8 protein-coding genes are annotated in these 12,357 nt (G+C 55.3%); 2 read left to right on the forward strand and 6 right to left on the reverse strand.

Annotated elements, in window-relative coordinates:
• Positions 1-325 precede the first annotated feature (325 nt).
• Positions 326-2,989: a DUF3536 domain-containing protein gene (locus tag H6G13_RS07035; protein WP_190482437.1), complete on the forward strand. Its 2,664-nt coding sequence runs from the start codon at positions 326-328 to the stop codon at positions 2,987-2,989.
• Positions 2,990-3,137: 148 nt separating this feature from the next.
• Here H6G13_RS07035 and H6G13_RS07040 read toward each other — a convergent pair whose 3' ends face one another.
• The 3 genes from H6G13_RS07040 to H6G13_RS07050 all read right to left on the reverse strand — a co-directional run bounded on the left by H6G13_RS07040 (position 3,138) and on the right by H6G13_RS07050 (position 7,247).
• The gene (locus tag H6G13_RS07040) at positions 3,138-4,247 is read right to left on the reverse strand and encodes a hypothetical protein (RefSeq protein ID WP_190482438.1); all 1,110 of its coding nucleotides are present in this window, start codon (positions 4,245-4,247) and stop codon (positions 3,138-3,140) included.
• A 549-nt stretch (positions 4,248-4,796) separates the two neighbouring features.
• Positions 4,797-6,380 (reverse strand): mechanosensitive ion channel domain-containing protein, encoded by a 1,584-nt coding sequence (locus tag H6G13_RS07045; RefSeq protein ID WP_242028173.1) that lies wholly within the window; start codon positions 6,378-6,380, stop codon positions 4,797-4,799.
• A 150-nt stretch (positions 6,381-6,530) separates the two neighbouring features.
• The gene (locus H6G13_RS07050; protein ID WP_199305801.1) at positions 6,531-7,247 is read right to left on the reverse strand and encodes a TVP38/TMEM64 family protein; all 717 of its coding nucleotides are present in this window, start codon (positions 7,245-7,247) and stop codon (positions 6,531-6,533) included.
• Between the two features lie 304 nt (positions 7,248-7,551).
• Between H6G13_RS07050 and H6G13_RS07055 the strand changes: the two genes are divergently transcribed.
• A complete protein-coding gene (locus tag H6G13_RS07055; RefSeq protein ID WP_190482440.1) occupies positions 7,552-8,226 on the forward strand; it encodes a response regulator transcription factor in 675 nt (224 codons plus the stop codon).
• Positions 8,227-8,242: 16 nt separating this feature from the next.
• Here H6G13_RS07055 and H6G13_RS07060 read toward each other — a convergent pair whose 3' ends face one another.
• The 3 genes from H6G13_RS07060 to H6G13_RS07070 all read right to left on the reverse strand — a co-directional run bounded on the left by H6G13_RS07060 (position 8,243) and on the right by H6G13_RS07070 (position 12,295).
• Complete coding sequence (locus H6G13_RS07060; protein ID WP_190482441.1) at positions 8,243-8,707, reverse strand: hypothetical protein; 465 nt, start codon at positions 8,705-8,707, stop codon at positions 8,243-8,245.
• Between the two features lie 215 nt (positions 8,708-8,922).
• Entirely contained in the window at positions 8,923-9,243 is a 321-nt protein-coding gene (locus tag H6G13_RS07065; RefSeq protein WP_242028174.1) for a c-type cytochrome, read from the reverse strand.
• 172 nt (positions 9,244-9,415) lie between these two features.
• Positions 9,416-12,295 (reverse strand): EAL domain-containing protein, encoded by a 2,880-nt coding sequence (locus H6G13_RS07070; RefSeq protein WP_190482443.1) that lies wholly within the window; start codon positions 12,293-12,295, stop codon positions 9,416-9,418.
• Positions 12,296-12,357: the final 62 nt, after the last annotated feature.

Here is a 12,357-nt window from a genome sequence, read left to right on the forward strand (position 1 = left end):
GCTTTCCATCTTCAGAGAGAGTCTAGGACGGGCGGGGATCTTTAGGGTAAGTCTTAAGGGCAAAACAGCAGCGCACATTAAATCTTGAAGCGGTTTCATCAAGGGGCGTTAGGATAGGCTGATGGCGCTGCGATCGCAAGGGGAATTATCCGCTGTCTTACCCGGCCCCTGCGCGCTGATTCAACAGAGATGCTTTTTGATTCCCAGAGATACTAAACCAAGCTGTTTAAGGTTAACTTGCGATCCCCGCATCTAACGAGATGCGTCCTTTAGTATTTCGTCCTTTTGGTATTTTGTTGCATTGCACTCATTGACTATTGACTCTATGGCTGACTCCCTGCAGTTTTCAGCGTCTACAGTTGCGCTTGCTTTACGAGCCCCTGCCGATCCCCGCCTGGATCCAGCAAATCCGCCGCTGCCGACAACGACCGGTATTTACGTCTGCATTCACGGACATTTTTATCAGCCGCCTCGCGAAAACCCCTATCTCAACGCAGTTGAGCGCCAGGCTGGAGCAGCGCCCTTCCACGACTGGAATGAGCGGATTCACCATGAGTGTTACCGGCCCAACGCCTTTGCCCGCATTCTCAACCACCGGGGCGAGGTCATGCGGATTGTCAATAACTATGAGTACATCAGCTTCAATATCGGCCCAACGCTGCTGAGCTGGATGGAAGGCTACGATCCCGAAACCTATCAGCGGATCTTAGAGGCCGATAGGCGCAGCTGCGCTCGCTTGGATGGCCACGGCAATGCGATCGCTCAGGTCTACAACCACGTCATCATGCCCCTAGCTAACCGGCGTGACAAATACACCCAAATCCACTGGGGCAAGACCGACTTTAAGCGCCGCTTTGGCCGCGATCCCGAAGGGATGTGGCTGGCCGAGACAGCGGTCGACGCTGAAACGCTAGAAGCCTTAGTGGATGAGGGCATTCGCTTCATCATTTTGGCCCCCTCCCAGGTGCAGCGCTGCCGGCCGATGGCGGCTGGGGATCAGCCACCCGGAGACTGGTTTGAGGTGGGCGGCGGTCAGGTTGATCCGAGCCGTCCCTACCGCTGTTTCTTAAAAGACGCTCACGGGAATGCCGACCCCGAACGATTTATTGACGTTTTCTTCTACGATGGCCCCATTTCAAGGGATATGGGCTTTAACGACGTGCTCAGCTCTTCCCAACACTTTGCTGGGCGCTTGGGTCAGGCAATTCATGGGGATCACCGTCCGGCCCAGCTGATCTCGGTCGCTACTGATGGCGAAACCTTTGGGCATCACCGAGGCGGAGCCGAGAAAACTCTGGCTTACGCTGTGACTCAGGAATTTCCTCAGCACGGTTGGTGCGTGACTAACTATGCTCACTATCTAGCCCTACACCCACCTACCTGGGAGGCCGACCTCAAACCTGTGACCGCCTGGAGCTGTGCCCACGGCGTAGACCGCTGGCAGGACGACTGCGGCTGTGGCGGGGGCGGGGGCTGGCACCAGCAATGGCGTAAACCACTGCGTCAGACGTTGGACTGGCTACGAGATCGGCTCACAGCAGTCTTTGTCGAGAAAGGTCCCCAGTTTTTCACCGATCCCTGGGCAGCGCGCAATGCCTACATCAATGTGGTAGGCGATCGCAGTGAGGCCAGTCTCAAGCGTTTCTTCCAGGCTCACCAGTGCCGCAAGCTAACCCGCATAGAGTGGGTAGATGCGCTGCAGCTGCTAGAAATGCAGCGCCATGCCCTATTTATGTACACCAGCTGCGGCTGGTTCTTTGAAGAGCTGTCGCGGCCCGAAGGCACCCAAATTCTACGCTACGCAGCGCGAGCGCTGGAGCTGGCAGGTGAAGTGGCCGGGGTGGAGCTAGAGTCTGAGTTCGTGCGGCGATTGACCAAAGCGCCCAGCAATGTGCCCGGCTTTGAAAATGGGGCCGGGGTTTACCAGCAGCTAGTGATCCCCGCCAAGGTGAGCCTGGAGCAGGTGGCGGCTCACTATGCTATGAGTTCTCTGTTTGTGGAGTATCGCCAGGAGCAGCAGCTTTTCTGCTACACCGTTACCCAGCGAGACTACCAGCTGCAGCGTATGGGACCGATTGCGATGGCAGTGGGGCAGATTCAGCTAGTTTCAGATATCACCCGCGAAAAGCTCGACCTCTCCTTTGCGGTGCTGCATCTGGGCGGCTGGGATTTCCACTGCTGCATCCAGTCCTTCCGGTCACGTCTGGCCTACACACGCGCTAAGGAAGAGCTGTTTGAGGTGCTGGGGCAGGCTAGCGTCACCCAGACTATCCTGGCGATCAACCGAATATTCGGGGAGCGGTCCTACAGCCTAGAGGATCTTTTTGCCGAGGAGCGCCACCGCATCATGCGCCTGCTCTCACAGGAGACACTGTTGCGGCTTGACCAGCTCTATACCCAGGTTTACCGCGACAACTACAGCCTGCTGCGGGCCTTCCACCGAGACGGTCTGCCGGTACCCCAGGAACTTCAGGTAGCGGCAGAAATTGCCCTCAGCCAGCGAGCCCTAGAAGTGCTGGAAGCCCTGGAGCGAGAAACCGGTGATCCGGGCAGCAATCCGCTGCGGATCGGCGGCCATTATATAGATGAGCTGGATGCGATCGCAACTGAAGCCAGTTACTTCCAGTGTCGCCTAACCCTGCCAGGGGCCAAGTCTATGCTAGAGGCGCTAGTCTGGCGCTCCGTCTGGCACCTACTCAGTCAACCCCAGCCCGACACCATCCAGGCCGACGTAGATTGGCTGAGCCGCCTGATTGAGGTGCCAACCCGGCTGTCTCTGCACCTGTCTCCAGATCGCACTCAGGAGCTGTACTATCAGCACCTATATGCGGTGTTGGTGCCCGCTCTACTTGCCGCAGAGCCTAACGGAAAGTCTCGGCCTGGTCCTGATCAAACCCTTTTTGCTAAGCACCTGCTGCGTCTGGGCCAGTGCTTGGCAGTTGATGTTTTCCACCTATTAGCTCAGCTAGAAATCAGTGAGCAAAGCTAGGCTCGAAGCATAAACGGAGGTTGGGTTGCCAGCAAAACCCAACCTATAATTTTGACTAGAAATTTGAGTGGGTGAATCAAGCTGCTAGCTAACAAAAAAGGGGCACACCATTGTATGCCCCAGCAGTAGTCTCCCAAACTCTTAGAATCTAGCGGTAGTTAACATCGCGGTAGACCAACCGAGAGTCAAAGCCGCGAGCCCTTAAAATATTGACCAGCGACTCTGCCTCAAAGCGGTTAGTAAAACTGCCCGCATTGATAAATCTACCTTGACGGGCACTTTCAAACTGGGCTTGGGGCGCGATGGCTCGAACCTGCGTTAGGGTCTGCTCATTGCCAAAGACTGCCGCTACAAAGGGGCTTAAATCGGCAGTGGCGGCAGGAGGAGTCACCCCTGGAGGGAGGTCGGTCTGAGGAATGTTGACTACCAAAGGACCGATACGCTGTTCCTCAAGCACAACTCTCCCCGTGGCGTCAATAAACTGGAGCACCGCCTCCCCACCACTATTAGCCCGGACAAAATAACGACCCGGGATATTCCTAAAGCTCGCCCCCCCGTAGTAACTGACCCAGTTCTGATAGGGAGCTTCTGTGGGGCTTAGCAGCGTTGCAACCTGACCGTTGACAGCGGACTGCTGACTCAGCTTATCGTAGACATTGAGCAGCCTAGTATTATCGCGAGTATATACCCGCGCTGAAAAGGTTCTTGTCTCGAAAGCCAGAATAGTGTTGGCATCTAGGTTAGGTTGCTGGCCGCCGCCAGTCGTAATATCTGGTACGTTAATAGCGGCAATCGACGTACTGTTCTCCTGCACCTGCAGCGCATTGGTAGCCTGCACAATAATTTCTAGGCTGGCTTGATTGGTCGTCCGATTGGCGTTGGCCCGAAAAATAACGTTTTGGGCATTGCGAGAGCCAAAGCTGTCGTAGGAAACCCAGGGAGTACTAGCCAACTGGCCCCGGTAGGTCACTGGCGCTGCATTTTGCTCAAGCTGCCCTGTGCTCCTGTTATAGATATTCATTCTGAGCGGGGTACCTGTTCTGGGGTAAACGCTCACAACGTAGTTAGGCGTTGTGAAGTAGAGGGTACTGTTCTGCTGAGTATTAGGTTCTTGGGCAATTTGAACTGGGAAACCGAAAGCTGTCTGACCACTAGGGGGTGCTGAAGGCGCAACATAGCTCTGTACAGGCAGGGCCATGCTGACAGTTGCAATTACAGCAACAACAGCCAGCACGAAGGGGCGTAATTTTTTGGTCAATAGCCAGGTTCTAAATCGGTGTCTTGGACCATTACTGTGCATTATTTTCAGCTCCCAAAAACATGTGCAGACCTACCCCTAACAACCGAGGCTGCTTCGCCTAACACCAATTCCCAAGCGGCTACAGCTCGTTTTGAGGAGGGGCACAGTTTCTGTGCCCAGGACAGAGCCTGTAGCTGCAATACGGAGAATTGGTATGAGCCAAATGCTAGCTAGTTCAGTACGGCAGTTATTTTAGCGAAGATTCTCTAAAAAGTTCCCGTTTTTCCTAAAGAATCGTGGCTGTCAGCATGGGCAAGTTTAGAGAGCCATTAACGAGGCTTTATAAGTGAGTGGCTTAAATTAAACATAACTATCACTGAGAGCGCAGCGCAGCAGTCTTTTTGTCGCCGCTACTGGGTAAGGGTTGCTTCGCTTTGCTCACGATGACTATTTGGGGACACCTACTTAAAGCAGCATTGTTAACCCTAAACCTCGGCTGAAATTTAGCCAAGGCATTTAGTTAGATGAGCAACTTGTGCAAACTGAAGCCTGTATAAATAGTTGCTGCTAGTCGCCTGCTGTCTGCTCTGATGAATCGAAAAGATTGGGCAGTTCTGAGGAGAGTTCAATCGGCAAAGAGCCCGTACGGATGTGAACGTCTCTCTGGGGAAAGGGAATTTCGATATGGTGCTTTCTAAATGCGGCCTCAATGGCGAAGTAAAGGTCGCTTTTGATAATAACTTGCCGGTTGGGTTGGGAGATCCAGACCAACAGTTCAAACTTCAGAGCATTGTCGCCAAAGCCGGTAAAGAAAACTTGAGCGGCCGGGGAACGAAGAATTTGGGAGTTTTTTTCGCAGGCTTCGAGCAAAGCAAATCTCACCTTTTCCGGGTCGGAGCCGTAGGCCGTGCCCACCGGGAGCCGGATGCGGGAAACCGGGTTACGGTGGCTCCAGTTGATCACCTCTTGCTCCAAGAAGCGGGAGTTGGGCACGATGATAGAGATGTGATCGAGGGTGCGAATTTCGGTACTGCGGGCACCGATGCGCTCAACAGTACCCAAAAACTCGCCAAAGTCTAAAAAGTCGCCTACTTGAATGGGCCGTTCAAACACCATGATCAGGCCGCTGACAAAGTCTTTGGCAATGTTTTGCAGGCCCAAACCGATACCAACACCCAGAGCGCTGGCAATCAAGGCCAGGGAGCTGAGGTCAATCCCCCAGATCTGCAGAACGACAACGGCTCCCAAAAAGACCAGCGTGTATTTGACCAGAATGGCGACGGCTTCTTGAGATCCCCGGTTGATGCCGCTGACCTCTAAGATGCGCGATCGCAACACATTAGTCGCAGCACTAGAGACAATCACCACGGCCAACAGCACCGCAAACAAAACCAGCAGATCAAGGACCGAGTAGTTTCGCTCTCCCAGGTTGAGGCTGCGGGCGAATAAACCCTCTGACAGGCCCGTGGTCAGCAGATAGGTCAGCCGCCGCGTGAGGGGAAACAGGTTGGTGATGTAGAGCGCTGTGCCCAGCCAGAGGGCCACCCGAGCCAGAAAGCGAGTCAGTCCCAGCAGTAGATTGCTACCGGTAGCCTGAAGCTCTTCCTCCTGGTGGGAAAAGGTGGCGGCTGCCATCAACGGCCGCAGCGTATGCTGCCAGATCCGGCCAATCAGCCAATGGGCGACTCCAGATAGCAGCAGGGCCAGCGCCGCAGAGATAGTGGCTCGCAGCAAAAAGCCCTGCTGCCGCTCTGTTTGAGCCCGATCGAACGCCGATTGCAGTGTTTCGGTGAGGATTTCCGCCTGGGCCTCTGGGTTTTCTGCCCGGTTGAGCTGAGCATCGGCCTGAGTGATGCTCATCAAATAGTCGCCGTTGACCAAAATGACCGGCACTTCGTCCCGCACTTCTACGGTTACTACCTTGGGGTAGGGGGCTTCGGCCAGTTCCTCTAATGTCCTCTGGATCGGGTTGGCCCGCTCTTGAGCCATTAATTCTCCAGCGCTAGCAACCTGAAACAGAGGCCGGCCATCTACAACAATGGTCTGACTTTCTACCGCCTGTGCCCCAACAGGCCCCATCAGGCAAAGATGCAGTGCGATCGCACCAATCACCGCTAAAACAAACCGCTTGAGCCGCTGCCGCCGCGCCATGAGTTCCCTTCATTATCGTTTTCAGGATACTCCTTTCTGACGGTGGCGGCGCAGCAGAGGTGCCGGGAAAACTGCCATAGGCAGCAGGAGACGACCCTGGCTCCCAGACCACCTAACCAAATTCAGCGGTTGCGCCGAGTGCCCATAGCCTCAGCTCTCAGAGGCCCCGGAGGCCTCCTCCTTGGGCACCGCTTCTCTCAACGCTTTGCGGGCAATGCGAGTGATGTAGATCGTAATTGCTAGCGTGGCCAGCAGACCGATTATCCGCAGCGCCCACTGCGCGGTAGCAGCCTGGGGGTCAGGCTCTCCTCCAGCCCCCAGCATTGCCAGATTGCCCAACAGCGACCCCAGATAGACATAGAGCACGGTGCCGGGAACAATCCCAACAGTGCCCAGCACGTAGTCTTTAAGCGGTACCTGAGTTAGGCCCAGAGCATAGTTGAGCAGGTTAAAGGGAAAGGCCGGAGACAGCCGAATGAGAAAAATGATTTTGCGCCCCTCTCGCCCAATCGCATCGTCAATGGCCTGAAACTTAGGGCTGTGAGCAATGCGGCCAGCGACCCAGTCCCGCGCCAGGTAGCGCCCCACCAAAAAAGCTGCTGTCGCCCCCAGCATTGCGCCAATAAAGACCAATACCGTTCCCTGAACAACGCCAAAAACTACGCCTGCACCCAAAGTGACTATCGAAGCCGGGACAAAAGCCACAGTTATCACCAGGTAGAGCAGAATAAAGGCCACAGGTGCGATCGCACCCAGCCCATTGATCCAGGTCAAGGTCTCCACCAGGCGCGATTGGAGCAGATCAAGTAAAGAGTGGCCCGCTGCTGCTGCCCCTTCCTGAGCCAAAGCCGGAGCCAGCGGCAGCATCAGAAACCCCGCCCCCGTCCACAGCACCAGCCGCAGCAAAACCCCGTACAGGCCACATCGCCCAGCGTTTCTCATTATCTTCAACGAAGCCTCTAGAACGGCAGAACGTTTGCCTTGCCTATATTGAAGCTCGCCCGCCTGAATTTCTCCTGAGAAAGTAGAAAGCAGGCAGAGAGCCTGTGAGACACTTTGCAAGTCGAGTTTATCCTGGGGGCAGGCAGCACACTCACCATGGCTCTGTCCCTGACCAGTCTGCTAGAGAGTTTTCGGCCTCCTCCCCTAAAAAATCGCTTCAGGAGCCCCTATGAACAGCCGTATTCTACTGATTGAGGATGAGATCAAGCTGGCCAAGTTCGTCGAGCTGGAGCTGAGCTATGAGGGCTATGAAGTCAAGGTAGCCAACGACGGGCTATCTGGTCTAATGGCGGCCCGTAACCAGCTGCCCCATCTGATCATCCTCGACTGGATGATGCCGGGGCTAAGCGGCGTAGAAGTGTGTCGGCGGCTGCGGCAAACCGGTATGCAGGTGCCGATCATTTTGCTGACAGCCAAAGATGAGGTGAGCGATCGGGTTGAAGGGCTAGATGCTGGGGCCGATGACTATGTGGTTAAACCCTTCAGCATTGAGGAACTGCTGGCTCGCGTGCGGGCTCACCTGCGCCGTACCGATCCGCCCGAAGCTGAACTGCTGGTGTTTGGCGATCTAAGCCTCGATCGCAAGTCTCGCGACGTAGCTCGGGGTCAGCGCCGCTTAGAGCTAACTGCAAAGGAATACGACCTGCTGGAGTTTTTGCTGACAAATGCTCGCCAGGTGCTGACTCGCGATCGCATCTTAGAAGAGGTCTGGGGCTATGACTTTATGGGCGACTCTAACATCATTGAGGTTTACATCCGCTACCTGCGCCTGAAGCTAGAAGCCGAGGGCGAAAAGCGCCTGATTTACACCATCCGAGGAGTTGGCTACGTGCTGCGCGAGTAGCGGCGGGCTAACTGGTCTACAAACCGGTTGCTAAAGCTGCGATTAGGCGCTCTAAGTGGGGAGCCACTAGCTGAGCACTTTCCGGGGGAAACGCCAGCACGATCTCGCCTTTGAGCAGCCGGTAGGCCTCAACAGCAGACTCTTCTTTGTGCAGCGATCGCGTAATGTTTTGCAGCCACAGCACATACTCCTCTACAAAGCCGGAGGCGTCATCTAGCAGCACGGCTCTGGCAATGCACTCTAGGGTATAGCCCATGTCCCGCTGGCACTTGGGGCCGTGGTCTTGCACCGTCTTGCGGTGGGTTTGAATCAGCTTCCGTAGGGTTTGCAGCACCAGGTTTTGGCTGTGCTCTCGCAGCAGGCTATAGGTATTGAACCGGACTACAAAAGACTGGACATACCCTGCTAAAGGCTGCAGTTCGGCGTCGCTCAGATAGCGTCCATCGGCCTGCTGAATCGATTCACGTAACGCAGTGTTCATTTAGCTTAACCAGTTGTAATAATCACTCGGGCATTGGCCCAAGAGTTCCCACGGCAGAGCTGCGATTTACCATGCACGGAGAATCTTTAAGGGGATTTGCCTCTTGGCAGGAGCAGCCGCGGCGGATTTGGCCCAGTCTGATGGTGGGGCCAGCTCAATTTGGCGCAATCAGCTCCAAACAGTCAGTTCCAAGCAATCCATCCAACGCAATTGATTCAAGGAGACGCCTGCCAATCTACTGCTGCCTGCTCTAAGACGTAGCGGGACAGAGCAGCAATCTCATCTTCCGATAGGCGATCGGCAAAGGCAGGCATGATGCCCTTACCCCGAGTGATTAAAGTTGCGATCGCAGCCTCCGAGTCTACCCCATTACGCTTTAAGGCCTTTTGTTTCAAGGTTTTTCCCCGACGGACAATATTGCCGCCATTGAGGTGACAGCCTGCACAGTGCAGTTCAAAAAGCTGGGCGGTCTCTGCTGAGGTGGAGCTAGTTAAAGCTGCCGCCGGGTTAGCCCAAAGCAGCGTCAGAAGAATCAAAAGAACTCCTATCAAACGCCTGAGCGCAGCTGCCGAGAAGCGGTTAAAAGCTGACATGAATATTGCGCGCCTCTGAAAGACGAGAGCTAGGTGAATTAACAAAAATCACCAGGAGCGGCCTCGCAAGGCTCAGCTACAGGCGTCTCGACTAGCATAGCGAAGGACGCCGGTCTTAGCTTAGGGTAGACAGTTCCTCCTCCCCCAGAGAAGCCGTCAAGTAGGCTGTCATCTCCTCAGCGGGCAGAGGATAGCTGAACAAAAAGCCCTGCATTTCAACACAGCCCATCGACCGCAAACAGATGAGCTGGTCTTGAGTTTCCACCCCTTCTGCCACAACATTTAGGTGCAGCCCTCGCGTCATGGCGATAATCGCTGACACCATCGCTCGGTCCTGGGCATTTTCAGCCACATCCCAGACAAAGGCCCGATCGATTTTTAAGCCATGCAGCGGAAACTTCTTCAAGTAGCTGAGGGAAGAATAGCCGGTACCAAAGTCATCCATTGAGATCCGCACTCCTAGCTGTTGCAGCGCCTGCAGGGTTTCAATGGTGCTCTCTACATCTCGCATGGCCGCTGTCTCAGTAATTTCTAGCTCCAGGTTTTGCGGCTGGAGATCGCTCTCTCGCAGAATAGTCTTGACAGTTGCCACCAGGCTCGGGTGCTGAAGCTGGCGGGCCGAGAGGTTGACAGCTATCCGCAAATCGAGCAGCCCTGCCTGCTGCCAGCGGCGGCTTTGGTGGCAGGCCTGCCGCAGCACCCACTCTCCAATGGCAACAATCAGCCCGGTTTCCTCGGCCAGCGGGATAAAGGTCTGGGGCGAAATCAGCCCCAATTCCCCGTGCTGCCAGCGCAGTAGGGCCTCTACCTGAATTACCCGACCAGTGTCTACATTGATCTGGGGCTGGTAGTGAATGACAAATTCCTGTCGCTCTAAAGCGTGGTGTAGGCTGTTTTCCAGAGTGAGCCGCTGATTGGCTTGGGAGTTGAGCGTGGTGGTGTAGAACTGGTAGTTATTGCGGCCCTGCTCCTTAGCCCGGTACATAGCAGCATCGGCATTTTGCAGCAGCGTCGTCAGATCTTTGCCATCTTGGGGGAATAGGGCAATGCCTATGCTGCTGCTAATGTGCAGTTCATGGCTGTCGAACTGAAAAACCGGCCTTAGAGCACTGGAGATACGCTGAGCGATTTGGGCGGCATTATCGGGGGACTGCAGGTTGGGCAAAATCAGGGTAAATTCGTCGCCGCCCCAGCGAGCAATGATGTCTTCTGTCCGCAGCTGCTGCACCAGTCGCTGGGTAACTTGCTGCAGCAGCTGATCGCCCACCGCATGCCCCAAGGTGTCGTTGATAATCTTAAAGCGGTCTAGATCTAAAAAAACTACCCCCAGAATCTGCTCCAGCTGGCAGGCATGGTCAATAGCTAGGGGCAGCTGCCGATTAAACAGCGTGCGGTTGGGCAGGCCAGTGAGCGCATCGTGAAAAGCCTGGTAGCGCATCTGCTCTTCGGTGCACTGGCGCTTGATGGCTCCGCCCAGGCTAGCTGCGATCGCAACTAAGGTGGATTCCTCATTACCCGACCACTGCCGCTCTAAGTGGCAGGCATCAAACCCGATATAGCCCCAAAGCAGACCGTCCATAAAAATGGGCACCATGAGGATCGACAAAATGTCATCCTGGCTCAGAAGTTCCTGTTCTGAGGCTGGGAAATGTCGCACAATACCCTGAACCGATTGCCCCTGAGCAAAGGCCCGATACCACCGCTCTAGGCCGTAGTCTGCGTAGGGCAGGTTTTGCCAGTGAGCCTGAGAAATGCTGGCGGCAATACCGCTTTGGGTCCATTCATGGCGCAGGCTCATAGCCAGCAGCCCGGTGACCGGATGGGCGTGGTTCTCGCAGATGTAGACCCGATCAACATCGGCGGCTAGGCCCAGAGTCGCCAGCACTTGAGGGATAGCCGCCTCAAGCTGGCCAACAGTGAGCAGGTGGCGACTGGCCTCAGCTACCCCCCGCAGCAGGCGATCGCGCCGCCAGCCCTCAACCTCTCCCTGCTTGCGTTGGGTAATGTCTTCTACCGTGCCCTCGTAACCTGTGAGCCAACCGCGATCATCAAAAATTGCCCGAGCCGACTCGGAGATCCAAATAATGCTGCCGTCTTGGCGGTAGACCTCCGACTCAAACCCCAGCACAGCTCCCTCTAGCGCCATTTGCCGCATAAAGTCTTGGCGGCGGCTCGGATCAACATACAGCTGTTGACCAATATCGGTTAGGTTGGCCATGAGATCGGCTGGCGAGGCATAGCCATAGAGCTTTGCCAGCATGGGGTTGGCCGTTAGATAACGCCCTTCAGGGGTGCTCTGAAACATGCCCTCCACTGCATTTTCAAAAATGCTGCGGTACTTTTCCTCAGCCTGCTTGAGAGCCGTTTCAGCCTGCTGACGTTCTATTGCCAGGGCAATCGCAGCAGTTGCAACTCGCAGGAGCGCCAGCTCAGACGATTCCCAACGGCGGGCCGCCAGACAGTTGCTAAAGCCAATCAGCCCAACAAACAGGCCCTTGACCAAGATAGGCAGCAGCAGCAGCGACTGGGTATTGATAGGAGGCATGCAGAGTAACTGGCGCTGCTCGCTGGTGAACTGATCCCAAGTCAAATTGACCAGTCCTGTTTGCTCGATTGACTCCAGCCAGTCTGGAAACACCGCATTAACCGGGATGTTTTGAAAGATCGGCTCCTGTAGGGTTGGCGCAATGCCTTTGGCAGTCCACTCGGCCAGTTGTCGGGCCTTAAACTGATCTGATCCTGGCTGCGACGCAACCACCTTCATTTCGTAGTAGTAGACCCGGCTGGCACCCGAAACGCGGCCCAGCAGCTCCAAAATTGGGTCGATCCAGTCCTGAACCCTAGGGCTGCTGATCGAGAGGAGCTGGGCCTGAATATCCACGAGGGTTGTCAAATATTGCTCTCGTTGAGCCGGAGTCGATTCTCCTAGGGGAGTGGGCAACTCAGCCGGAACAATCGTCTGAGGAGAAAGGGCCGAAGACTCAGCATGGGTCATAGTCAATGAGACGATTCAACAACCAACGGTGACGAAGTCAGGCCTATTAAGCCTAGGGTGAA

The sequence above is a fragment of the Pseudanabaena sp. FACHB-2040 genome (assembly GCF_014696715.1).
GTDB lineage: Bacteria > Cyanobacteriota > Cyanobacteriia > Phormidesmidales > Phormidesmidaceae > JACVSF01.